The 24,510-nt window shown below is 57.6% G+C and carries 23 protein-coding genes; 12 read left to right on the plus strand and 11 right to left on the minus strand.

Features of this window, described 5'->3' with window-relative positions; all coding sequences use genetic code 11:
- Positions 1-31: 31 nt before the first annotated feature.
- The 4 genes from ACMXYJ_RS28875 to ACMXYJ_RS28890 form a co-directional block, all read right to left on the minus strand.
- Positions 32-3,478, minus strand: coding sequence for a hypothetical protein (locus tag ACMXYJ_RS28875; RefSeq protein ID WP_415757890.1), 3,447 nt, complete (start codon positions 3,476-3,478; stop codon positions 32-34).
- A gap of 158 nt (positions 3,479-3,636) precedes the next feature.
- Positions 3,637-6,186 carry a helix-turn-helix transcriptional regulator gene (locus ACMXYJ_RS28880; RefSeq protein ID WP_415757891.1) on the minus strand — a complete coding sequence of 850 codons (2,550 nt, stop codon included), beginning with the start codon at positions 6,184-6,186 and terminating at the stop codon, positions 3,637-3,639.
- Positions 6,187-6,326: 140 nt separating this feature from the next.
- Positions 6,327-7,694: a DUF1329 domain-containing protein gene (locus ACMXYJ_RS28885; protein ID WP_415757892.1), complete on the minus strand. Its 1,368-nt coding sequence runs from the start codon at positions 7,692-7,694 to the stop codon at positions 6,327-6,329.
- 23 nt (positions 7,695-7,717) lie between these two features.
- Positions 7,718-9,511, minus strand: a complete 1,794-nt coding sequence (locus ACMXYJ_RS28890; RefSeq protein ID WP_415757893.1) for a DUF1302 domain-containing protein — start codon at positions 9,509-9,511, stop codon at positions 7,718-7,720.
- A gap of 727 nt (positions 9,512-10,238) precedes the next feature.
- On the opposite strand from ACMXYJ_RS28890, the gene ACMXYJ_RS28895 reads away from it, so the two are divergent.
- Positions 10,239-11,006 carry an N-acetylmuramoyl-L-alanine amidase gene (locus ACMXYJ_RS28895; RefSeq protein WP_415757894.1) on the plus strand — a complete coding sequence of 256 codons (768 nt, stop codon included), beginning with the start codon at positions 10,239-10,241 and terminating at the stop codon, positions 11,004-11,006.
- Between the two features lie 77 nt (positions 11,007-11,083).
- Here ACMXYJ_RS28895 and ACMXYJ_RS28900 read toward each other — a convergent pair whose 3' ends face one another.
- The 5 genes from ACMXYJ_RS28900 to ACMXYJ_RS28920 all read right to left on the minus strand — a co-directional run bounded on the left by ACMXYJ_RS28900 (position 11,084) and on the right by ACMXYJ_RS28920 (position 14,986).
- Positions 11,084-11,995, minus strand: coding sequence for an SDR family oxidoreductase (locus ACMXYJ_RS28900; RefSeq protein ID WP_415757895.1), 912 nt, complete (start codon positions 11,993-11,995; stop codon positions 11,084-11,086).
- 112 nt (positions 11,996-12,107) lie between these two features.
- Entirely contained in the window at positions 12,108-13,010 is a 903-nt protein-coding gene (locus ACMXYJ_RS28905) for an alpha/beta fold hydrolase (protein WP_415757896.1), read from the minus strand.
- Positions 13,010-13,792, minus strand: coding sequence for a class II aldolase/adducin family protein (locus tag ACMXYJ_RS28910; protein ID WP_223429842.1), 783 nt, complete (start codon positions 13,790-13,792; stop codon positions 13,010-13,012). The genes ACMXYJ_RS28905 and ACMXYJ_RS28910 overlap by 1 nt, the downstream gene beginning before the upstream one ends.
- A 131-nt stretch (positions 13,793-13,923) precedes the next feature.
- Complete coding sequence (locus ACMXYJ_RS28915) at positions 13,924-14,610, minus strand: LrgB family protein (protein WP_415757897.1); 687 nt, start codon at positions 14,608-14,610, stop codon at positions 13,924-13,926.
- The gene (locus ACMXYJ_RS28920) at positions 14,600-14,986 is read right to left on the minus strand and encodes a CidA/LrgA family protein (protein ID WP_415757898.1); all 387 of its coding nucleotides are present in this window, start codon (positions 14,984-14,986) and stop codon (positions 14,600-14,602) included. The genes ACMXYJ_RS28915 and ACMXYJ_RS28920 overlap by 11 nt, the downstream gene beginning before the upstream one ends.
- A 96-nt stretch (positions 14,987-15,082) precedes the next feature.
- Between ACMXYJ_RS28920 and ACMXYJ_RS28925 the strand changes: the two genes are divergently transcribed.
- A complete protein-coding gene (locus ACMXYJ_RS28925; RefSeq protein WP_415757899.1) occupies positions 15,083-15,979 on the plus strand; it encodes a LysR family transcriptional regulator in 897 nt (298 codons plus the stop codon).
- Here ACMXYJ_RS28925 and ACMXYJ_RS28930 read toward each other — a convergent pair.
- Entirely contained in the window at positions 15,960-16,415 is a 456-nt protein-coding gene (locus tag ACMXYJ_RS28930; RefSeq protein WP_008150685.1) for a flavodoxin, read from the minus strand. The genes ACMXYJ_RS28925 and ACMXYJ_RS28930 overlap by 20 nt on opposite strands.
- Positions 16,416-16,569: 154 nt before the next feature.
- Between ACMXYJ_RS28930 and ACMXYJ_RS28935 the strand changes: the two genes are divergently transcribed.
- Positions 16,570-17,046: a PAS domain-containing protein gene (locus ACMXYJ_RS28935; protein WP_415757900.1), complete on the plus strand. Its 477-nt coding sequence runs from the start codon at positions 16,570-16,572 to the stop codon at positions 17,044-17,046.
- A gap of 54 nt (positions 17,047-17,100) precedes the next feature.
- Entirely contained in the window at positions 17,101-17,706 is a 606-nt protein-coding gene (locus ACMXYJ_RS28940) for a hypothetical protein (RefSeq protein WP_415757901.1), read from the plus strand.
- A gap of 1 nt (position 17,707) precedes the next feature.
- Here the strand turns inward: ACMXYJ_RS28940 and ACMXYJ_RS28945 are convergent, their stop codons facing one another.
- Positions 17,708-18,667, minus strand: coding sequence for a MerR family transcriptional regulator (locus ACMXYJ_RS28945; RefSeq protein ID WP_415757902.1), 960 nt, complete (start codon positions 18,665-18,667; stop codon positions 17,708-17,710).
- A gap of 211 nt (positions 18,668-18,878) precedes the next feature.
- Between ACMXYJ_RS28945 and ACMXYJ_RS28950 the strand changes: the two genes are divergently transcribed.
- From ACMXYJ_RS28950 to ACMXYJ_RS28985, 8 genes are all read left to right on the plus strand, one after another.
- Positions 18,879-19,448: an antibiotic biosynthesis monooxygenase gene (locus tag ACMXYJ_RS28950; RefSeq protein WP_415757903.1), complete on the plus strand. Its 570-nt coding sequence runs from the start codon at positions 18,879-18,881 to the stop codon at positions 19,446-19,448.
- A gap of 189 nt (positions 19,449-19,637) precedes the next feature.
- A complete protein-coding gene (folM, locus tag ACMXYJ_RS28955) occupies positions 19,638-20,348 on the plus strand; it encodes a dihydromonapterin reductase (RefSeq protein WP_095129423.1) in 711 nt (236 codons plus the stop codon).
- Between the two features lie 22 nt (positions 20,349-20,370).
- Positions 20,371-20,946: a GTP cyclohydrolase I FolE gene (gene folE / locus ACMXYJ_RS28960; RefSeq protein WP_415757904.1), complete on the plus strand. Its 576-nt coding sequence runs from the start codon at positions 20,371-20,373 to the stop codon at positions 20,944-20,946.
- Between the two features lie 2 nt (positions 20,947-20,948).
- Positions 20,949-21,320 (plus strand): dihydroneopterin triphosphate 2'-epimerase, encoded by a 372-nt coding sequence (gene folX / locus ACMXYJ_RS28965; RefSeq protein WP_008150698.1) that lies wholly within the window; start codon positions 20,949-20,951, stop codon positions 21,318-21,320.
- Between the two features lie 65 nt (positions 21,321-21,385).
- A complete protein-coding gene (locus tag ACMXYJ_RS28970; protein WP_095129425.1) occupies positions 21,386-21,682 on the plus strand; it encodes a DUF1244 domain-containing protein in 297 nt (98 codons plus the stop codon).
- Positions 21,675-22,013 carry a HopJ type III effector protein gene (locus tag ACMXYJ_RS28975; protein ID WP_008037347.1) on the plus strand — a complete coding sequence of 113 codons (339 nt, stop codon included), beginning with the start codon at positions 21,675-21,677 and terminating at the stop codon, positions 22,011-22,013. Before ACMXYJ_RS28970 ends, ACMXYJ_RS28975 begins: the two co-directional genes overlap by 8 nt.
- 123 nt (positions 22,014-22,136) lie before the next feature.
- Entirely contained in the window at positions 22,137-23,387 is a 1,251-nt protein-coding gene (locus tag ACMXYJ_RS28980) for a 2-aminoadipate transaminase (protein WP_415757905.1), read from the plus strand.
- Between the two features lie 131 nt (positions 23,388-23,518).
- Positions 23,519-24,493: an amino acid ABC transporter permease gene (locus ACMXYJ_RS28985; protein ID WP_415757906.1), complete on the plus strand. Its 975-nt coding sequence runs from the start codon at positions 23,519-23,521 to the stop codon at positions 24,491-24,493.
- The last annotated feature ends 17 nt before the right edge of the window (positions 24,494-24,510 follow it).

Genomic DNA, 24,510 nt, shown 5'->3' on the forward strand with positions numbered 1-24,510 from the left:
CAAGCACTTCGCAGCGCTTGCCCGCTACCTTTCAGCGGACCGTCGTTTCACTCGAGTTGACTGGGTGCTCTGCCATCACGCCTTTGATGTATTCGAGCAGAAACTCTTTCCCGGAGTCCTGCCCCATTGCCTTGGCCACCCAGTCCGTCACCACCCAGGCATCGTTTACCGTGCTGAACAGCGATTGCTGGGCACGAGTGAGTTGAGGGGTTACCACTTTGCTCCCGGTTTGCGCCAACGCGGCGGCTTTACCCAGGCCGATCAGTGCCACCAACATATCCTTACCGTGCCAGATAGCGCCGCTGTAATCCCCCCTGCGGTAAGCCTCGGCAGCACTATGAGCACTTTTCAGCATGGTGACAGCCGTAATCGCCACGCCGACGGGAGGAACAAACAGAGCGACAAGCCCCGCGGTCAACATCAATGAGTCGTATATCAGCCCTCCGATAAACTCCTTGAAACTGGTCGTGCGTTCATCGATGTTGCGTAAAGCACGCTCAACTTTGTAGTAATGAAAACCATACAAGTCCACGACCCGATACATGCCGCTGGGTTGTAAAGGCTTGAGCGTGTCAACGGTTGCTTGGAGTTTGTCAAAATAATCGTTCACCACCTTTTGATCTTCGATCAGCACCCGCTTGATGTAGTACTCCCGGAACGGACCGGCACGGTGGCGGATAGAACCGACAAACTCTTGGATGGGACGAAATGATTTCTGGTCAGGTGCATTCGGCGTGTAGAGGTAATCGTGGAAGCCTGCGTTAATTTTGAGACGGAAGATGTACACCCCTTCCACCACGCGACTGTTCAAAAGAACCAGTGAAAAAATCCCCTCGATCTCCGAAATCCGTTGCGCAGAATATTTGGAATCGGTGCTTTCTGCCAAACCATCAATGACACGCTGGAAAGCCGGCAGCGTCTGCAGGTTGATTCGACCATTGAAAAATTCAAAAAGAACGGCGCGGTGCATCTCACAGCGAATTTTTTTCGCATGTACCGCACGCTTGAATTTGTACGCAGCGGTGTCAAGAGTGCGGTAATCATCCTTGAGCATCTGCGTGTAATTGTCATCCGGGTGCAGCGTGACCGACAGATGAGCGAGGTCACGTATATCCAGTTTGCTGACGGCGGGATGGCCGCTTTTCAGATAGAACTTAGGATTACTCCCCGGAACCTGGTAAGCCGGGTGAGGTGCTGCGAAAGTAAGTTCTTCTACCAGAACACTGGTCAGGTCCTTGGTAAAATCATCGGTCTGAACGATGATTCGATCAGGATCGATATCAGCATCCTCCCCTTTCATTTTCAGTACGGCTTGCAGCCGGTTCTTGATCAAATCTCGGGTGTAAGTTTCGAAGGATGGAAAGGTGTTTTCACGCGCTTCAACGGTTGCCAACGCTCTTAATTCGGTATCCAGTCGTGCAAAACTCTGCCTCAGGCCAATGCCGGCCTGGCAATAACCGAGAGGAGCCACCGCACTGAGCAACAAGACTTCAAAGGAGTAGAGGAAGTCCACGTAGCGCATCAGAGGTTGCTGCACATCCAGACCAAGCTCACCATGGGTGTAACTCAGTTTATAGTGATAACCCAACTCTCCATTAAAGTGCGCACCCAGTACCGCCGAGTCGTCGAGTTCACTCGGCCTGATGATCGACTCGGCAAAACGGCGATCACGCGACAACGTTTCCTGAAACCATTTGATGAAAGTCCAGTCATCGACAAACTTCAAAAACTCGAAGTTGTTTTCAGGTGTTTTCAAACACACGTAGTAAGCACGGGTATTGGGCAAGAGAAACACCAACACGTCTTTCAATGGCGTCGAATGACGTCTGTCAATATTCACTCCTTTGATCAGAACCCGTGGATCACCCGCCATACCGCGTTGGATCAATTCTACTTCCGAGTCCTGATAGATGCCGCGATTGCGCGCAACGAATAGGGCATATTCCATGCGACTGTGCAAACAGTCCGCCAGCGCAACCTGAAAGGTTGCAGGGGCGGCCGGCGGGAGAGAAGACACAAACTCCACGCGCAAATCACGATTATTCAGCCAATGCTCGAGCGAACCCCGCAGCAAACTGCCAGCAGGAGCACCCTCTATAGTGAGTTCTGCCCTTTTGGCTGCGTCATGTAAACCCGTGAGAAGAAATTCGGTCAGGGTGCGGGTGTCTTTCTGTTCGATCGTGCGCTCACCGACTCGAATATTGTAAAGGCTGCAAACTTTTATCTTGTCCGGGTTCAGTTTTTCACCGAGCGAGTTCATGGCCCACTCTTCGAATCTACGCAGGACATAGTTGTTCAGCGAAAACAGTCGCTCAAATTCGGACTGGTACTGAAGCTCGTAATTCTCTTTCGAGTGCTCAAGTTCGAGATAACGTTGCTGGACGTTGTCGCCAGCCTTTTTCAACCATTCCGGCCACTCCCTACGTTTGATTGCTGCTTTCAGTGTGGCGTAGCGAGCGTTGGCAGAGCCCCAGAGCACGTTCAATTTTTGATTGCTGACCAGATTAGGTAGCCAGTCCTGCTGTTTCTTTTCCCGAGCAGTTACAAGGTCGCCAATGGCTGCACGCTGCTCCCGCAAGCAGGCGTCGACGTAATGAGAAAACACGCTTTTTGACAACAACGGATAAGTCACTTCATTGGCGCCAAGCGAGAAACGACTGCACAACGTTTCATGCATCTGCAAACTGCTTTGGAAATACTCATAACCGCTGTTCGGCGTGTATAAAATCCAACCAAATAAATCCGGCGACGGCTTGATTTCTGACAGCGAAAGAAACGACCTGTCAACTACAAAACTCGATCCCAATGAATTTACCGCGGCGTGAGTGGCGCCGGTTTTTATAGCAAAAAAGGTCGGCGTATCGGCTTCCATCAACTCGGCAACACGTAACGCTTCAGGTTCCTTCAGCACATCCGTCATCACACTCAGAGACAGCTCGGCCATCAGTACCTGAGTCAGGTTTTCCTGTAGCGCGTTTTTGTTACTGAGCGCCCCACCTGCGGTTACCGCAGAACTGCTCCAGTGTTTATCCAGCGCAGACTTCAAATGGTTTTCAAGCGACAGCAAGACTTTTGTAATGGCCTCCTCGACAGCAATGATCCCCAATCCATGAACTTTGAATTTTTCATCCAGCGTATCCGGAACATAATAAACACCATCGTCTCCCTGAACGTAACCAGGCAAGACATGAAATTCCAGACAATAAAGCAGCACTTCGCTCAACGTACCGGTTGGACGCAGACCCATACCAGATGATGCCTTGCCGCGATTGATATAAACCTTGTCGATATCGATGCCATTGCTCAAGCGCGACATCGCCACAGAAAGCGCCTGACGAACCACCTCACGTATGGACGGGATAGCCTGCACAATCTCATGCAACTCGTCTAATGTGCCACTCGCCTTCGCCAACTCAACAGCGCTGTCAACTTCATCACCTTTATGCCCAAGCATGAGGCTTCGGAAAGTTTCGTTCATTTAAAAATCCCTCTCTTGATTTGATCATCACTAGTTTGCTAGTCGATCGATTAACCAAAGATTAGATTTAAACCAAACAACTCCGAAACCAAACTTTATTGCGGCATATATGAAGCCGTGCCAAGAAATGAGCAAAACCTTCGGCAAATTACTGAATATTAAAAAAGCCCCAATACTTTCGCCCTCGCAACAGCCTGCGTCCGGCGCTCCACATTCAACTTCGCATTAATCCTTCGGGCATGTGTCTTGACGGTATGCAACGAGATATAGAGTTCATCGGCAATCTTTTGATTGGATTCACCTTGCGCAATCAAGCTCAATACTTCAAGTTCACGCCGGCTCAAAAGTTCTCCGGCGACCACCCCACCCACTTGAGCGATGGCCTGCGGATCCCGATGGATTTTTTCTGCGTCAGCATTGCGCAACTTCCACTCTCGCAGAGACTGATGCAGCTGACCCCGTTCTATCAGTAGTTGCCCGCGTTCCAGTGTTTGTTGCGCCAGCGCCAACTCCCCCTGGTGCCAGGCGAGTTGTGCAAACACCAGATGCAGTTCGGCTTCCAGGTTTAACATGCCACGCTGTTGCGCCTGGTCCAGCAAGCCCTGAATGGCTGACAGATCAACCAGGCTTGGCTGCAACTGCGCCTTGGCCGTAATCAACAGGTATTCGATCCGTGGAATGAGTTCCATTGTCGCCGGGGGTGCCTGCAGCGCCTGGGCCCCGCGATAGTGACGCAACACTCGGCTCAACGCTTCATGGGCCAGTTCCGCCCTGCCCTGCTGCAACCAGAACTGACTGCTGACCTGCAACAAAACACCGCGATAGACGGTGTCCGGAATCTGCCGCTGCTGCATCAATCGCTCGGCATCGCGCAAACGCCCAAAGGCCTGCGCGTAGTCCTGCTGATTGGCCGCCAGTTGTGCCAGTCCGAGAAAACCATAGAGCACGCGTTTATCGTGACTGCGCAAACAATCTTCAAGTCCGCGCTGGAAGAACTCGCCCGCACGCGCCTCTTGCCCCATGCACAACGCGAGTCTGCCCCGTCGCAATGCCACGCGACCCAGCAAAGGCACCGGGCGATGCTCGCGCTGATCAAGCAATGCCTGCATGTTGGCCAACAGGCTTTCGGCGCGGTCCGGCGCTCCCCGCTGTTCCAGTAATTGCGCGTGATCAAGCTCAAGCAAACCCTCGAACAACAATGATCCCTCAGCCCGCGCCAGACAGAGCGCCTCACGGTTGATCGCGTAGGCTCGGTCCAACTCACCACACAACAGCGCTTGTTGCGTTTGCCCGGACAGGCACAACAGACGCGCCGACCAGGCATCAGCTGCAAGTGCGGCCAGGGCTTCCTGAAAATGTTCGCGAGCAAGCGCCATGCGCCCCTGTAAATGCAGAAGCCAACCTTGCAGCGCTTGCCAGCGAGCGATCCATTGACGCTGTTGCGCGGCAGATGGCTGTGGGAGAAAAAGCGCCATGTGTTCAATACAGGCTGCGGCCTGATCAAAGCGCCCGGCAAACAGCAACGCAGCGGTGATCAGTCCGACCTGTTGCGGTGAACACAACGTCAGTTCTTCGCCTTGCTGCTCGTGCAGGCGCAGCATCAGCACCACCGTCTGATCTTCGAACAGATCCTCGAAACTGAAATGCTGCAACAGACTGACCGCCACCTCGTACTCGTGCGCCAACAAGGCCTGCTCGAACGCCGCTCGCCAGTCTTGCCGCGTGGAAAACCACTGGCAGGCCCGCCGATGCCAGGAACGGCCCTGCGGCCATTGAGCGTCTTGCATCACCCGGGTCAACGGCGGAAAAATCTGCAACCACTCACTGGACGCTTGCCACGGCTCGATAAAACAACCGAGCTGTTGCAGCTCGCGCAGGTACTGCCCGCCTTCTCCGGCACCAAACAAATGCTCGCAAAGATCGGCATTGAACCGCGGCAAATGCGCCAGCACTCGCCAGACCTCAGCCAGCTCCGGCGTCAGACTGCTGAACAGTTCGTGTTGCAGGTAATCAAGGAGCGTGTCGACGCGTTGCTGTGGCTGAAGATTTTGCGACCAGTCACACTTTTGCAGCAGCGCCATGCGCACGCCGGCGCACCAGCCACCCGTGCGCTGGATGATCCGCCGCGCGACGCTGTCGGCCTGCTCCGGGGGAAGGTGATGCAACGCTTGGGCAATCTCGTCCGAGGTGAGGGCCAGCGTCGCGCTTTCGCACTCATACAGTTCGCCGTCCAGCAGCAACCGTGGCCAGTTGCACTGCGGACGCCGACGGGTGGCGATCCACCAGGTCAACGCCGGATTGTTCAGCGCCAGCAAGCGATCAAGCAGGGCATCCAGCGCCGCGTCGGGTTGCCGGGAATAGTCGTCGATCACCAGCCAGGTCGGCTGCAGGCTGCGCGTCAGTGCCGCAAAGATCGCGCCCTCGTCACGTTCGGCCAAGCCCAGGGCATTCGCCAGGCTACGACACAATCCATCGACCGTTGTGGTCGCCCCCGCCAGCGGCAACCAGTACACCGCGCACTGCGCCGGGGCCTGAAGCACGCACTCGGTGAGCAGCGCGCTCTTGCCGCTGCCGGCCGGCGCGCAAAGTAATTTCACCCGGGCCGTGGAGGCCAGTAACGGCTCGGTCAAGCGAGCCCGTGACTGGTGATGAGTGGACAGACGGGGCAGGAATCCAGAACGGTCCAGACACGGGATCATGGCGGTCATTGCGGCGTGCCTTTTTATAATTGTCCGGCAACCCTAGCCCTCTCTAACCCACTTGTTGAGAAGTATTCAGCACGCTGATTGGCGGCCATAAAAAAGGCGACCACCCAGTCGCCTTTTGTACTGCCAATGTATCAAAGCCCTTACCGAACGCCCTCGGCGCGCAGGGCCGATGGGGTGTAGTCGGCGGCCTTGGCTTCGAAGCCGAATTCGAAACTGTGCTTCTCTTCGTTCTTCATTCCCAGGGCAATGTATCGGCCGGCAATGATGTCGTAGAGCGCTTCGAGGGTGTAGGCCGGGGTCTGGTGATCGTAGTAGTACTGAGCGTGCCCCTCGGCTACTCGCCACAACTGACCGCGACCGTCGTAATGGTCCGCCAGCGCCACTTGCCAGCTGTCTTCGTCGAGGTACATGTGGCGTTTGGCGTAGATGTGCCGCTCGCTCGGCTTGACCGTACCGATAATTTCCCAGACCCGGTGCAACTCATAACGGGTCAGGTCCTGATTGATGTGCCCGGCCTTGACGATGTCGTCGTACTTGAGGCTCGGCGAGTCGAGTTTGTAGCTGTTGTAAGGGATGTACATTTCCTTCTTGCCGACCAGTTTCCAGTCGTAGCGATCCGGCGCACCGGAGAACATGTCGAAGTTGTCGGAGGTGCGCAGGCCGTCAGCGGCAGTACCCGGCCCGTCATAAGCCACTTGTGGTGCGCGACGCACACGGCGCTGGCCGGCGTTGTAGATCCACGCCAGACGCGGCTCTTTCACCTGATCGAGGGTTTCGTGCACCAGCAGCACGTTACCCGCCAGTCGTGCAGGTGCCGTCACCGATTGCTTGAAGAAGGTCAGCACGTTGGCGGCCTTTTCCGGATCCAGTTCCTTCATCAGCTGCGGTACGGCGATCTCTTCCTCGAAGCGGATCGGCGTGTAGCTGCCGTTCGTTTGCGGGGTCACCTGAGTGATGATGCGTCGCAGGTTGCCGCCGTGATAGCGGGTGATGTGGTTCCACAGCACCTCGACGCCGGTCTTCGGAATCGGGAAGGCGTAGTAACGGTTGCCGGTGAAGTTGGCCAGGCCGTTACCGTCGTTGATGCTGTTCACGTTCAGCGCGCTGCGTTTGGCCGACTCGTAGATTTCCGGCGGCAGGGCCACGGTACGATGGGTCGGGTAGACCGGGATCTTGTAGGTTTCCGGGTAGCGTTTGAACATCGCCACCTGGCCATCCGACAGCTTGTCCTTGTACTTATCAACAGTCGCGGCGGTGATGGTGAACAACGGTTTCTCGCTGGCGAACGGGTCAGCCAGGAAGCCTTTACTGTCCACCGCGCCGGCATTTTTCGGGATACCACCGGTCCAGGCCGGGATCGAGCCGTCGGCGTTGCCAGCCTTCTCGGCGCCCAGCGGCGTGAGGCTGGTGCCCAGCTTGTTGGCTTCTTCAGGCGAGACCGCCGCCATCACGTTGGCAGCCAGCAGACTCAAGGCCAGGGCGCCGCATTGCAGAATCATCTTGCGCATTAAAATCATCCTTCTCAGCCAGATCAGAAGTTCACGCCGAAGCTCAGCGCCAGGAAGTCGCGGTCTTCCAGGGTGTTGTAGTCACCGCCGAAGAAATCGGTGTAACTGAGGCTCGCGGTATAGGTGTTGCGGTAGTCGGCATCGACGCCGACGCTGACGGCCTTGGCGCCTTCGTTGAACAGCCCGTTGGGGCCGTAGCCGGCGACGTCATGGGACCAGGACAGGTTGGGCTTGAGGTTGATCCCGCCGATCACGTTGGCGTAATCGAGGATCGCCCGGGCGCGGTAGCCCCAGGAGGTCGAGGTGACGAAGCCGTCGGTATCGCCGCCAAAACCGTACTGGCCATAGACCGAGTCACGGCCGTAGCGCAATTCGGATCGCGACTCCAGGCCACCGACGTGCACCACCGCCGCTTCGCCAACCAAGGTCAGCCGTTGGGCACCCAACACTTGGTCAAAGAAGTGGGTCAGGGTGCTCTGGACCTGCGTCACTTCCTTGCGGCGGTAGCCTTTGTTGTCGGCACCTGGCGTGGTCGCGATAGGCGATGCCGCGCCGCCTGCGATCGGGTTGAGCAAGGCCAGGGTCAGGTCGTTGGTGTTGACTTGCACCGGAGCGTTGGGGCGATAGCTGATCTCGCCGGTCCACGCCGTGCCGGTAGGCAAGGTGGTGGAAAAGCTCGCGCCGTAGAGACGGATGTCTTCCGGGTATTCAAGGTAGTACTGACCGCGTCCGAGCATCACACTCTGAGCCAGTGCCGACCCGGTACCGGGCGCGATTCTGTTGGCGGCACCGACAATGGCCGGGATCCGTGCCAGCGTTGTCAGGCCGGCAGTGGTGGTGCCGACCGTCGGGCTACGGCTGTGATAATTCATGAAGTACAGACCGTACTCGGTGTCGTCGCCGAGCCAGCGCAGCGCCGTCCCCCACTGCCCGGAGTCGCGGGCGTCGCGGTCACCACTGCGCTGGACGATCACACCTTCCTTACTGACTTCGAAGCCTTGGCCAAACGCTGCAGCGACCGGTTGCAACGGTGCAATCGCCGGGCTGGCAACCGTGTAATTCTTGTTGCAGCCGTCAGCCACCACGTCGTTGCCGAAGAAGGTGCCGCAGTTGTCGACGACGGTCTGGTCCCACTCCAGTTGATAGAAACCTTCCACCGAGAGTTGGTCGGTCAGGCTTTGGGAGGCGAACAGCATGTTCACCGGAATCAGGCCTTCCTTGATTTCGGCGCCAGGACGGCGGAACGCTGAAACGTCGATCGGGTTGATGCTGTTGATCGAGTTGCCGATGAAGGTACTTTCACCCCAACTCACCACCTGCTTACCGGCGCGCACAGTGCCCGGCAGCTCGGCGATGGAATAGTTGTGATAGACGAAGGCGTCGAGCAGCTGCGCCCCGGAGGACTTGGAGCCTTCCTTGCGGTTGCTGTCGCTGATGTCCTTGAACGGACGGCTTTCGTCCTTGAGTTCGAAGTCGTACCAGTACTTGCCACGCACGAACACCCCGGTGTCGCCGTACTTCAATTCAAGGTCGTGAATACCCTTGAAGATCTTGGAGAAGGTTTCGCCCTTCTTGAAGTTCAGCCGCCCGTCATCCCCGGTCGAAGACTGGCCGGTCCCGCCATTGACGATGCCCACCAGAGATTTATCGGCATCGCGCATGCCCCAGCTCGCGCCGACGGACAGCGAAGAGTCAAAGGTCCCCTCGATTTCCCCGATGTTGAATGAAACAGCCTGCGCCTGGGCGCAGCAACCCAAGGCAACCGCAGCGGCGAGCGCTTGCGGCGTGAAGATGGCGCGCATTGTTGTTTTTGTCATGCGTCTTCCCCGGTGAGTGACAGAAGGCCCCACCCTACTGCCGCACGTTGGGAGCGATAAGCGCACCAAGGAGGTATTCGCGATGTACCTCCAAAGGATGAATGCCCGCATGGGACGGGGATTTGAGCGGGTTATGGATGGGCTGGATGGGGGGTTATCAGCCAGGTGCATAGGGCGTTTGGAACGCAAACCTGTAGCAGCTGCCGAAGGCTGCGGCTACATGAATGAGTCCCCCATGAGGAGCGGAACTGTTGCCGATACTGCAACAGTTCATGTCATGAATCGCTATTTTTCCTTTGGGCTCAAGGCCTTATTCTTGCCGGGCTTTCACGGCAAACGGCCGGAAAGCACGAAGCAATGGCGGTGGCTAGTCCACGCCATTAGCGACAGATTTCAGATGAATTGAAGATTTTCGGTTCATCGCCCTGTGTTCACTGACGTTGATTTATTGCTCCTTGATCAATCGTCTTACTTTGGCCGCTGCGTTTGCAGCGGCCTTTTTTATGGGCGGTGGTTTTGTGACAAAGGCGAAGAATTTAATGAAGTAAAAGTTGGCGCCAACTACTTAATCTAATCTACTTTTTATTACCTACACACCTCTCGGAAAACGACTACATAGTTATGTAATCACGTGAAGTGCCCTCGCGACTAAGGTTAAAAACAAGTCAGCCACTCTTCTGCAATAGCGCACTGACACTACCCTAATTCAATTGCGAGAAATCTCTTCATGAAGCCTATTGATTACAACAAGTACCGCTCCACCAAAAGCTTCAACACCCGCGTACGATTTCTGATATTCCACTACACAGCCGGCAACTTCTCCAGTTCGGTCAACACACTCACCGGCCCGAATGTCAGCGCCCACTATCTGGTTCCCGACATCACCGACCCGAGCTACTTGAAGGCAGGTTATACCGGACAGGAAGTTTTCAATCTCGTCGACGAAACCAAGCGTGCTTGGCATGCGGGCGTCAGTACCTGGGGCAATCGAAGCAATCTGAACGACACGTCTATCGGCGTTGAAATCGTCAACCTTGCAACGTTTAGCCAAGGTGTTTTCAGCTTTCCGCCGTATCAGCCAGAACAAATTGCCGCCATTGAAGAGTTGGCGTTAAACATCCTTGAACGCTATCCGGATATCAGCCCCACCCTTGTTCTGGGGCACTCGGATATTGCGGTCGGCCGCAAGAGTGACCCAGGGCCGAAATTCCCCTGGCATGCCCTTTACTTGAAAGGCATCGGTGCCTGGTTCGACGATGCCACCCGAGATATCTATCTGCAGCAATATTGCGAGACCGGTATTCCAGCCCGAACCGAATTGCTCAAACTGTTCAAGACTTACGGGTATGACGTTTCCGGTGCGTCAACCGATTCAGGCTTCACACAACTGGTTCGGGCCTTTCAGCTGCACTTTCGCCCGGAAACTTACGACGGCATCATGGATGCGCAAACAGCTGCGAATCTGGCGGCATTGGTTCACAAGTATTTTCCTTGATCGCCGCTGCAAACCAGATGTCGGTACCGAATATTAAGAACCGGCAAGGTCAAGAACGATGACCTTGCTGGTTTCCATCAAATCGAATATTTCTGCAAATTCCCCATCATTTCCTTCAGCGCTTCAAGATTGTCCTGCGGATGCGCCGCGCCTTCGAAATCACAAATCTGCTCCCAATGCGCCGCCACATCTTCCGGCGAGAACCCAACCCGAGGATCAAACCCCGCGCCGAGGCTTCGCTCCCAGCGCACCTTGCCCATCCAGCCACCACCGACTTCAAACAGCCCGGAGGTTTCCTGGCAGTTCTCGCTGGCGAGGTACACCACCAGCGGGCTGACCAGTTCCGGTTTGAGTTGTTCAAAGACTTGCGGCGGGATCAGGCCTTCGGTCATGCGGGTGCCGCCGGTGGGGGCGATGGCGTTGACCAGGATGTTGTTCTTGCGGCCTTCGATGGCCAGTGTGCGGGTCAGGCCGTAGAGGCCGAGTTTGGCCATGCCGTAGTTGGACTGGCCGAAGTTGCCGTAAATGCCCGAGGTCGAAGCGGTGAAGATGATGCGGCCGTAGTTTTGCTCGCGCAGGTGCGGCCAGGCGGCGCGGGTGACTTTGTAAGCACCTTCGACATGGACGCGGTAAACCAGGTCCCAGTCGCCGTCTTCCATTTTGTGGAAGGTTTTGTCCCGCAGGATCCCGGCGTTGTTGACCACTACATCGACACGGCCGAAGGTGTCCAAGGCGTTCTGAACGATTTTGTCGCCGTCGGTGACGGAGTCATGGTTGGCCTCGGCGATGCCACCGGCCTCACGGATTTCGGCCACTACCCGGTCGGCTGCCGAAGCGTTTGCGCCTTCGCCCTGAGCCGAGCCGCCGAGATCGTTGACCAGCACTTTGGCGCCCTGTTTGGCGAACAGCAGCGCGTGGGCCCGGCCCAGGCCGCCGCCTGCACCCGTGATGATCACGACTTTATCTTCGAAGCGCACAGACTCATTCATTGGGGGGACTCCAGCAGGCCAGGGGACAATGAGTCCGAGTGTCAGGCACGGCGACGCGGGTCACAATGAACTGGGGTGAGGCTGAATGGTGCGCGATAAGGCAGAGGGATAATCAGGAGCAGGCAGCCTTGCGCGGCGGTGAAACCAGCTGATCGCGAAACTCCAGATAGTGCTTGAGCACCTGCCCCGGCGCCTCGGTTTGCGGGTAGTGGCCAATACCGGGCAACAAGACCGTGTCCGGGTTCGGGATCAGTTCCCGATAGCGCTGGACCATGTGCGCGCCGGAGATCGGATCGACCTCACCATCGATCACCCGCAACGGCAATTCACCACGCTGCATCGCGCTGACCCAACGCTCGCGCTGGGCACGTCGCTCAGGGATGTAGGCGATCAATTTATGCATGATCCGTGGCCCTTGATTGCTCTCGATCAAGCTCCAGAAATCATCCATCTCGCTCTCGGTGGGGCGGCTCTGGGGGCCGAAGATCTGCCGGAAACTCTTCACCAGACCGTCACGGGAAAAGGCTCGCCCGATCATCCAGCCCAAGGGGCTGAGCAGGAGTTTTTGCATCAGTATCGGGCGATGAGTTTCAGGAAAGAGGCCGCCATTGAGGAACACACAACTGGCGATACGGATGCGTGCTTCGTAATGCCGGGCCAACAGCTCCTGAGCCACGCTGTCGCCATAATCGTGGGCCAACAGGTGCACCGGCTGCTCGACCCTCACATGTGCCAGCAAGGCCTGTTGCAGATCGGCCTGCTCCAGCAGGCTGTATTCGTGGTCCACCGGTTTGGCTGAGTCGCCAAAGCCGAGCATGTCGCAGGCAATCACCCGATAGCGCTGGGCCAGCGGCTGCCACAGGAAGTGCCAGTCCCAACTGGCGGTCGGGAAGCCATGAATGAGTAACAGTGGCTCACCCTGCCCGGCCGTCCAGTAACGGATAGTCTGGCCACGGAATACGAACGTCTGGCCGCGTTTGCGCCAGACACACAGGGGGATCTCGGCGAGTGCCATTAGAGTTTATAACCCGCGTCTTGTTTATCGAGTTTGCGCAGCAGCGCTGGCCAGGCCAGTGCGCCGCCCATCCCTTGAGCGCTTTTGGTGACGCCGGCGATCATCGCCTTGGCGCCTGCCAGAATCTGCGGTTCGATGGCGATCAACTCGGCGCCACCGTTCTGCGCCAGCACCTGGATATCGCAGGCACGCTGGAAGGTAAACATCATCAGGAACGTGTCGGCGATGGTCGCGCCGCAGGTCAGCAGACCGTGGTTGTGCAGCATCAGGAAATTGTTTTCGCCGAGGTCGGCTTGCAGTCGCGCCTTCTCTTCATGGTTAAGCGCAACCCCTTCGTAGGCGTGATAAGCCAGGCTGGACAGAACAAACAATGATTGTTGGCTGATCGGCAAAATGCCTTGTTTCTGCGCCGACACCGCGACACCCGCTGCGGTATGGGTGTGCAGCACACAGACGACATCGTGACGAACCTCGTGCACCGCGCTGTGAATGGTGTAACCCGCCGGGTTGATCTCGTAAGGGCTGTCCATCAGCTTGTTGCCGGCCTGATCGACCTTGACCAGGCTGGACGCGGTAATCTCGTGAAACATCAGCCCGAACGGGTTGATCAGAAAGTCTTCGGTACCGGGGACCTTGGCCGAGATGTGGGTAAAAATAAGATCATCCCAGCCATGCAGGGCGACCAGACGATAGCAGGCGGCAAGATCGACGCGGGTCTGCCACTCGGCGGCACTGACCTGGTCTTTGACACTGTGTGGCGATTGGACGGGGGTTACGCTCACGACAAGGAACTCCTGTTCTTATTATTTTTCTCACGTGAACCAGTCTAGTCAGCCTCCGGGGTTCGTGTAGTTGCATTGGCAGCCAGCTTGATGGCCTAGCGAGTCAGTACGCCAACGAACGTGGATCCATGTCAAAGTACTGCCGCCAACAAGGGTGCGGCGAACAGATTCAGCAGCCCCGTCAGAACCATGACTAACCCCGCCACCGAGCCCTCTTCACCCCCCACTTCATGTGCTCGACTGACCCCGGCACCGTGAGCACCGACACCAAACAATGCCCCTCGAGCCAAGGCACTGCGCAGGGGCAACCACTTGAGCAGTATGCCGCCGAGCATCGCCCCGAACACCCCGGTGAACATCACAAACACCGCGGTCAGCTCCGGTACGCCGCCCAGGTCATGGGCCAGCGGCATGGCAAAAGGTGTGGTGATCGAACGCGGCACCAGCGACATCGTCACCGAACTGTCCAGTGCCAGCGCCTTGGCCAACCCGAACGAACTGCCGATGGACGCCGCGCTGCCCGCCAGCATCCCAAGCAGTAGCGCCGACCAATGCCGCATCAGCATCTGCCGCTGCTGCCAGATCGGCACTGCAAAAGCGACGGTAACCGGCCCCAGTACCAGCATCAGCCAATGGGTGTTGCTCGAATATTCGGCATACGCGGTGTGCAGCGGCACGGCGAGTGCCAACAACAGGGCCGGGACCAGAATCAGCGGCGACAGCACATAGTGCCCGGTGCGACGGTAAATCCAGCGGCTGAATAAATAAGCCAGCAGTGTGAAGGCCAGCCAGAACATCGGCATCAGCTCAAGCTTCACGAGACCTCCTCAACCGCACCACCAATTCCACAGTAAATGCGGTCACCAGCATGACCATCAACGTGCTGACGCCGATCACCAGCAAAATCCGCCAACCGTCGCTGCGCAACAGACCGCCGTAATCGAGCAGGCTCATGAGCGCCGGAATGAAGAACAACAGCATCTCGGCCATTAACAAGCCGGCGCCCATTTGCAGCGCTGCCGGTTTGACCACACCCAAAGCGAACGCCAGCAGCAACAGCACCATGCCGATGACGCCACCGGGAATCGGCCAGGAAAACCACACGGCCATCTGGCAGCCGAGCAGGTAGATGGCCAGCAGCACGGCCAATTCAGTCGCCAGTCTAGCCAGGTGTTTCAGGGTTGATGCGTTCATGTCTTCGGTCCTCACAAGGACTCATTTTATGGAATCGGCTGCTATCCCAGAAGCGAATTGTTAGACTCGATGACATTCCAAAATGGAATCATGCACATGGAATTCAAACAGCTACGCAGCTTCATCGAAGTGATGCATCAGGGTGGTTTTACTCAAGCCGCCAAGACCCTGCACATCAGCCAATCGGCGGTGAGCAAACAGGTTGCCCAATTGGAGCAGAGCCTCGGCACCCCCCTGCTCGAACGACTGGGTTCACAGTTGCGCCTGACCGCCGCCGGCAGCGTGGTCCTGCAACGGGCCGAAGGCATGTTGCGGCTGCGCAACGAACTGCTCAGTGAGCTGGATGACTTGAGCCAACTGGCCCGAGGGGAATTGCGTCTGGGTTTGCCACTATTGGGCAGCGACGCGCTGTTCGCCGGACTGTTTGCCGAATACCGGCGACGTTACCCCAACATCAGCATTCAATTGCTGGAGGGTGGCAGCCTGAACATCGAACAGGCGGTTTTGAGTGGAGAGCTGGAACTGGGTGGCAGCCTGTTGACGAAGGACCCGCAGTTCGCCTTCCAGCCTTTCTGCGATGAGCCGCTGGACGCCCTGCTGCCGGCCGATCATCCGCTGGCGTGGAAGACGGTGATTGGGCTCGAGGAGTTGGCCGACACGCCATTCCTGCTGTATCAGCGCAGCTTCGTGCTCAATGACCGTTTGCTGCAAGCCTGCCAGCAGCTGGGGTTTACGCCAAAGGAAGGCGGTCGCAGCGGTCAGGCAGATTTTCTTGCAGCGCTGGTGGCTGCCGGTCAAGGTGTGGTGCTGTTGCCGCGCGTGGTGGCTCGCGGGCTGGTGCGGCCAGGCGTGGTGCGCCTGACCTTGAACGCGCCGAGCTATCTACGCTGGGATATCGCCTTCATCTGGCGTCAGGGCGCGTACTTGTCAAAAGCCGCGCAAGCCTGGCTCGCCTTACTACGCGAGCGACCGGTCAGCCCCGCAGAGCGCTGACCAACTCCGCCAGCCAAGGCTCGGCGTCGGTTTCCGGCGTCACGCTTTCGCTGGCGTCCAGGCGCAGCATGGGCAGGACTTCGCGTAGGCCCAGTTCGCCGAACAATTCACGCATTTGCTCGCCGCCACCGCAGAACGTATCGCCGTAACTCGCATCGCCCAGGCCAATCACGGCGCCCGGCAAGCCACGCCAGGCAGCCGGTAACTGGTCGCGAATGGCGAAATACAACGGTTGCAGGTTGTCCGGCAACTCGCCCATGCCGGTGGTCGAGGTCACCGCCAGGAAAGCTTCGGGGCCAAAGGCCTGAACATCGGCGAGGCTCGCACGCGGGTTGTGCCAGGTTTCGAAACCCGCAGCTTTTAAAATATTGGCGGCGTGGCGGGCGACTTCTTCAGCCGTGCCGTACACCGAGCCGGAAAGGATGGCGACTTTCATCAATCTGATCCTGAAGCTGAGTAAAAAGACGGGGGATATTAACAGCCGTGGCAAAAAAGCTGCGATTGACTCTCAATTAACGCTGGTGACCAGTAGAAAGTTCTCAGTGTTCTTTTAGAATGCATCCCACAATCAAATTGGAAAGGACTCTCCGATGATTAACGCCCAACTGCTGCAAATGGTGATCAACGCTTCCAACGACGGCATCGTGATTGCCGAAAAGGAAGGCGAGCAGGACAACATCCTGATTTACGTCAACCCGGCGTTCGAACGCCTGACGGGTTACACCAGCGAAGAAATCCTCTACCAGGATTGCCGGTTTCTTCAGTCAGGGGACCGCGACCAGGAAGCTCTCCCGTTAATTCGCGAGGCGTTGAGCAGTGGCGGTTCCTGCCGGGAAATCCTCAGGAATTATCGCAAGGACGGCACGCCGTTCTGGAACGAGCTGTCCCTTTCGACGGTGAATAACCCGGATGACGGACAGACTTATTTCATCGGTGTGCAGAAAGACGTCACCCTTCAGGTCAAGGCGCAGCAGCGAGTCGCGCAGTTAGAGGCGCAATTGGTTGAGGTCCAGGCCGAGCTTGCCGCATTAAAAACGACGAACGGTGAAAACAAAACGAAGAATTGATTGTCATTAACTACAATCACCAGTGACTTTGTAACTATTTCTGTCGAGCTGACCATGCAACGCGACGCACTCCTGACTCAGGATGAGCTGGATTTTATCCAGACCATGCAACACAACCCGCAACTCAATGTGCGGGATGCGACGTCGAGCCTGCTCGTCAACGGTGGCTCACAGATACGTGACCTGCTCACACGCCTTGCCGCTCATGAGCAAGTCACCATTCAGGCCAACTTCGAAAATCAGCAAATGACCTTTCCGCTGCACTTGGTGGAAGACGAATTTCACGCAATGCATTTACGCCTCGGCGTCCCCAGCATCTATGAAGACGGACCGATGGTCCGGCCATGGCGCCTGGTACTCGAAGAACCGGTAGCGCTGGAGAATGCCAATGGCCAGCCCGGTACGATGTGGGTGCACGAAGTGTCGTTCAAAGGGGTCTTGGTGGAAGTTCGCAACAAGACCAAACCGCCCAAACATTTCGCCTTGTGGTTCAGCCCGTCTGGCTATGAGCGCATCGCGTTGCGCGGCTCCTTTGAGAAAGAAACCGAGAACGGCTTTTTTGCCTATCAGTTGAATCAGAGTGACAAGGACGAAACCGAGCGTCTGCGCCAGTACATCCTCCAACAGCATCGGCTGACGCATCCGGCCATGCATCTCTGATTCAAGTGTCCAGGTTGCCTGTCAGGAACTGTTTCAAACGCTGACGCATGACCAATCCTTCGTTACCCAGACATCCAATCGACGATCCAGCCAGGCTCTCCTGCACCAGATCGGATGCATCGCCCGCCAGCATCAACTGACAATCCAGGCTCAAGGCCAGGCGCTTCAACCGCCGTGGCAACTCGGGCGCAGGCGCGTGACTGGAAACCAGCACCAGCGCCTGGGGTTTGATCCGTTCGCAGACCAGGGCCAATTCGTCGAATGGCTGACCGATAGCCAACACTTGAATAGCCGAATCGACACTGCTCAGAAACAGCGCGGTTACCAGTACTTCAAGTTCACGACACTGATCGTTGAGGGCGCAGACAATCACCCGTCGAGGCTGCAGGACACGCACCAGCAGCAGGCGTTGCAACACTCGAGAGCGCAGAAAACCATCCAGGAAAAGCCACTCGCTGGCCTGGCCGAATGCTTCATGGCGCTGCAGCAATTGCTTCCAGAGTGGAAGCAGAATGTCCTGAAACACGACAGTCAGGGGATAACTGGAAAAGATCTGTCCATAGACCTGCTCCAGTTGAACCTCGTCAAAGGCATTCACAACCGCCTGAACTTGTTGCTGCCATTGCGTGTAGTCAGAGTGTACGAGTTCATTCGGGATGATGTGCGACAAGGTCTGAAGCGGTGCAATCCTGGCCAGTATCTTGCCGACTTTACTGACCGCAACGCCGCGTTCGATCCAGCCAAGGATGCTGCGGACCCGATCGATATCGGTCATCGAATACAGTCGGTGTCCACTTTCGGTGCGCGTGGGCTGTATCAGCCCATAGCGGCGTTCCCATGCACGTAGCGTGACCGGGTTGACCCCGGTCAGACGCGCCACTTCGCGTATCGGAAACAGTTCTTCCTGCTCGAGGGGAAGACCGGGCTGCAATCCAGAAACAACGTCAGTCAGCACAGGCATTTTATAATTCTACGTCCATGTAAAAATTGGATCCCACTCTACCTCCCCTGCCCCCATACCCTTCAAGACGTAGATGGCGATGAATATCTCTGACGTACCCGGCAGAATCAGGAATAATCCTTGCTTGTTCCAAGACGCAGCCCACCACCCCGGCGCTGCGCCTGGCGAAACTCCTACCCGGAGTGACGCGATTGTCATACGGAGATACAAAATGCCTACTTCACCCGTCACGCTGATGGTTGCGCGCCGCGTCGCCGATGGGCGTTATCAAGACTTGATCGCCTGGTTACGCGAAGGCGAACAACTGGCCACCGATTTTCCCGGCTATCTCGGCTCTGGCGTGCTCGCTCCGCCGCCCGGCGATAACGAATTCCAGATTATTTTTCGCTTTGCCAACGAGCAAACCATGCACGCCTGGGAGCATTCAGCTTCGCGTACCGCATGGCTGGCCCGCGGCAGCGATCTGTTTGCGCATAAAACGGAACATCGTGTCAGCGGCATCGAAGGCTGGTTCGGCGCGGCCGGCCAGCGCCCACCACGCTGGAAACAGGCCGTGGCGATCTGGTTGGCATTCTTTCCGGTTTCCCTGCTGTTCAACGTTGTCCTCGGGCCGTTGCTGAGCGATATGGGTCTGCTGAGCCGGGTATTCATCAGCACCTTGTGCCTGACCCCACTGATGGTCTACTTCTTCATTCCGCTGTCGACCCGCCTGCTGGCCAGTTGGCTGAACACCACGCCGCAACGACCGCTGCCCGCCGAGCCCTCCACCCAGAACCACTGATAACCCCTTGTGGGAGCGGGCTTGCTCGCGAAGGCGGTGTCTCAGTCAGTACACATGTTGACTGAGACACCGCCTTCGCGAGCAAATCGAATCGTCGCACCGCCGCTCCCACACAAGCCCGTTTTGCACAATAGGTGAACGGCTCCGTGCGCTGGTATAGTTTTGCTCTTACCGCGACGCGAGCCGTTCATGACCTCTTTCGTAGCCCCAATCCTCATCACCGGTGCCGGCCAACGTGTCGGCCTGCACTGTGCGCAGCGTTTGCTTGAGGATGGCCAGCCGGTGATCTTCAGCTACCGCAGTGAACGCCCCGGCGTGCAAACCCTGCGCGACCTGGGAGCGACCGCGGTGTTTGCCGACTTCTCCACTGAAGCCGGAATCTTCGCGTTCATCAGCGAACTGAAAAACCACACCGACAGCCTGCGGGCGATTGTCCATAACGCCTCCGAATGGTTGGCCGAAACCCCGGACACCGACGCCACCGCCTTCACCCGCATGTTCAACGTCCACATGCTGGCGCCCTACCTGATCAATCTGCATTGTGCCGACTTGCTGCAACGCTCAAGCCCGGCGGACATCGTGCACATCAGCGATGACGTAACCCGCAGGGGCAGCAGTAAACACATCGGCTACTGCGCCAGCAAAGCCGGGCTCGACAGCCTCACCCTGTCCTTCGCCGCGAAGTACGCGCCGACAATCAAGGTCAACGGTATCGCGCCAGCCCTGTTAATGTTCAACCCCGACGACGACGCGGCGTACCGCGCCAAGGCACTGGCCAAGTCCGCGCTGGGTATCGAACCCGGCTGCGAAGTGATCTACCAGAGCCTGCGTTATTTGCTCGACAACCCTTATGTCACCGGCACGACCCTGACCGTCAACGGCGGACGGCACATCAAATAAGCGGCCCCCGCGAGGATGTTCCATGACGTTATCCCTGCCCCAGAACGCCCTGTCCCAGAGCTATCGCGAGATCCTCATCGGCCTCGGTGAAAACCCCGACCGCGAGGGTCTGCAAGACACCCCGGCTCGCGCAGCAAAAGCCATGCAGTACCTCTGCCATGGTTACGAACAAAGTGTCGAAGAGATCGTCAACGGCGCGCTGTTTGCCTCAGACAATGATGAAATGATCATCGTCGACAACATCGAGCTGTACTCGCTCTGCGAACATCACATCCTGCCCTTCATCGGCAAGGCTCATGTGGCTTATATTCCAACGGGCAAGGTGCTGGGCCTGTCGAAGATTGCGCGGCTTGTGGATATGTTCGCCCGTCGCCTGCAAATCCAGGAAAACCTCACCCGGCAAATCGCCGACGCAGTGCAGCAAGTGACCAACGCCGCCGGTGTCGCGGTGGTCATCGAAGCCCAGCACATGTGCATGATGATGCGCGGCGTCGAGAAACAGAATTCGACCATGAACACCTCGGTGATGCTCGGCGCCTTCCGCGAGTCGAGCAACACCCGCCAGGAGTTCCTGCAATTGATTGGACGGAGCAAGTAGCAATGCCACAACTTCAACCAGGAACGGCACGCATCCGGGTCAAGAACCTGTGCCTGCGGACCTTCATCGGGATCAACGAGGATGAAATCCTCAACAAGCAGGATGTGCAGATCAACCTGACCATCCTGTATGCCGCTCAGGAAGCGGTGCGTGACAACGACATCGATCACGCGCTGAATTACCGCACCATCACCAAGGCGATCATCGCCCACGTGGAAGGTAATCGCTTCGCCTTGCTTGAGCGCCTGACTCAGGAAATTCTTGATCTGGTCATGGCCAACGAGTCGGTGTTGTACGCCGAGGTCGAAGTCGACAAGCCCCACGCCCTGCGATTCGCCGAGTCGGTGTCGATTACCCTGGCCGCGAGCCGCTGACCGTCTGGCACATTGCTCGTCAGACTTTTATCATCCGCGCACGATTTGATTGCACAGAGCCCGCCATGAACGATCAACAACGCCTGGAACTCGAAGCCGCCGCCTTTCGCCGGCTGGTCGCCCACCTGGACAGCCGCAAGGATGTGCAGAACATCGACCTGATGAACCTCTCCGGTTTCTGCCGTAACTGCTTGTCCAAGTGGTACAAGGCCGCTGCCGACGAACGCCAGATCGAGGTCAGCCTCGATGACGCTCGCGAAGTGGTTTACGGCATGCCGTACGCCGAGTGGAAAGCCCAATACCAGCAAGAAGCCAACGCCGAACAACAAGCGGCGTTCGCCAAAGGAAAGCCCAATGAGTGATTTGAACACCCTGCGCGCCAGTCTCAAGAGCGGCGAACACGTTTTTGCCGACACCCTGGCGTTCATCGCCGCCGGCTACGACTATCAGCCACAGGCTTTCAACAACGGCGGCGTGGAAAACGCAGCCGGGCAGAACGAAGGCTCGTGCAAGACCCTGGGCCTGGCGCTGCTGGAAGGCTTGAGCGATGAAGAAGCGCTGTTGGCGTTCGGCGAGCATTACCGTTCGGTGGTGGCGACGCCTGAGGGTAGCGATCACGGCAATATCCGCGCGCTCATTGCTCATGGATTGGCCGGCGTGAAGTTCACTCAACAGCCGCTGACTCGCCGCTGATTCAACACCTTCCAAACACATCCCGACTTTTAAGATTGACCCGGCAACTTTATTTCGTTTGCCGGGCACCGCTGCTCACGGCTTAGATAAAAAGAAGCATCCCTTCTTCTGAGTCAGGTATCCATGAGCAGCGAAACCATCAGCCAGTCGATCAACATCGTTCATCCCGTCACGCTCAGCCACGGCAAAAATGCCGAGGTCTGGGACACCGACGGCAAACGCTACATCGACTTCGTCGGTGGCATCGGTGTGTTGAACCTCGGCCATTGCCATCCGCGCATCGTCGAGGCCATTCGCGAACAAGCCACCCGGCTGACCCACTACGCGTTCAACGCCGCCCCGCATGTGCCCTACATCGTACTGATGGATCGCCTCACCGCGTTTATTCCGGTGGACTACCCGGTCAGCGGCATGCTCACCAACAGCGGCGCGGAAGCGGCGGAAAACGCCCTGAAGATCGTCCGTGGCGCCACCGGTCGCACGGCCGTCATCGCCTTCGACGGCGCCTTCCATGGCCGCACCCTCGCCACGCTCAACCTCAACGGCAAAGTCGCCCCCTACAAACAGAAAGTCGGCGTGCTGCCGGGTCCGGTTTTTCACCTGCCCTTCCCGAGCAAGGACAACGACGTGACCTGCGCCGAGGCATTGAAGGCCATGGATCGGCTGTTCAGCGTCGAAATCGATGTCGAAGACGTCGCGTGTTTCATCGTCGAACCGGTGCAAGGCGAAGCGGGTTTCCTGGCGATGGACGTGGAGTTCGCCCAGGCCCTACGTCGCTTCTGTGACGAAAAAAACATCCTGCTGATCGCTGATGAAATCCAGTCCGGCTTCGGTCGCACGGGTGAGCGTTTTGCGTTTTCGCGACTGGGCATTGAGCCGGACTTGATCCTGCTGGGTAAAAGCATCGCCGGCGGCGTGCCGCTGGGCGCGGTTGTCGGGCGCAAGTCGCTGCTCGACACCTTGCCCAAAGGCGGACTGGGCGGCACCTATTCCGGCAACCCGATCGCCTGCGCCGCAGCGTTGGCGACCCTGGACGAAATGACTGACGCGCATCTGCAAGCCTGGGGCGCACAACAGGAAGAAGCGATTGTTAGCCGCTACCAATCCTGGCGCACCCGCAAGCTGTCGCCGTATCTGGGCCGCTTGACCGGCGTCGGCGCGATGCGCGGTATCGAGCTGACCCATGCCGACGGCACACCGGCCTCGGCGCAATTGACGCAGTTGCTGGCGCTGGCGCGAGACGCCGGTTTGCTGCTGATGCCCAGCGGCAAGTCGCGCCACATCATTCGACTGCTGGCACCGCTGACTACAGAGGCCGCGGTGCTGGAGGAAGGGCTGGATATCCTCGAGGCCTGCCTGGCGAAGCTTTCCTGAAAAGCAAACTACGATCAGGGACTGACATAGCGAATTATGTTCGCTTGTAGTCCCAGATTTTGCGTCGCAATACTGACCAAATACCCCTTTTACCCAGCGAGATCACTACCACCTACAAGCCTGAGGCATTCATGTATCACGACAATATAATTTATAAAAAAAAGTCCAATGATCCTCAATTCCTGCTTGGCGTAGCCGTGGTGCTGTTTCTCGGCTCCTACCTGATGAACCTGGGTAACAGCGCCCTCAGTCATTTCCTGCATCCACTGTTGGGCAATGCCCCGGACAGCCTGACCGCTCGCAACATCGCCATCGGCCTGGCGATTGCCGCACTGGGCACGCTGAACTTTCACGTGCTCGGACGCTTGAAATTCAAGGTGCAGACCACCGTGGTCTGGATCGAACTGCTGATCCTGTTCCTGGCGTTCTTTGACACATTCGACCTTTCCTACAGCTTCATCCTCGACAAGATCGGCTTCCTGATCATCCAGGGCGCGGCGACCACGCTGTACATCTCCGCCATCGCGATTGTGATTGCTTTCGTGCTGGCGCTGATCGGGGCCGTGGCCAAGTTGTCGAACAACGGCCTGGCCAACGCTATCGCCTCGTTCTACACCTCGTTTTTTCGCGGTGTTCCGCTGCTGATCCAGATCTACCTGATTTACCTCGGACTGCCGCAACTGGGTTATGTGGTGGACGCAGTGCCGGCCGGCATCCTCGCGTTGTCGCTGTGCTACGGCGCTTACATGACCGAGATTTTTCGTGCAGGCATCCAGAGCATTCCGGTCGGTCAGTGGGAAGCCTCACGAGCCCTGGGCATCAGCCCGCTCAAGACCCTGAGCCGGGTGATCATGCCGCAAGCCTTGCGGGTGATCATCCCGCCCACCGGCAACCAGTTCATCGCCATGCTCAAGGACAGTTCGCTGGTGTCGGTGATCGGCGTCTGGGAATTGATGTACCTGGCCAAGACTCAGGGCCGCGCGGACTTCCGCCACCTGGAAATGCTGATCACCGCCGCGATGATTTACTGGGCCCTGTCGTTCATCCTCGAACGGGTGCAGGCGCGGATCGAAAAACGGGTCAACCGATCCATTGCCAGGGGTTGATGCGTGATAACTCGAAC

The sequence above is a fragment of the Pseudomonas arabinosi genome (assembly GCF_047758675.1).
In the GTDB taxonomy this organism is placed as follows: domain Bacteria; phylum Pseudomonadota; class Gammaproteobacteria; order Pseudomonadales; family Pseudomonadaceae; genus Aquipseudomonas; species Aquipseudomonas arabinosi.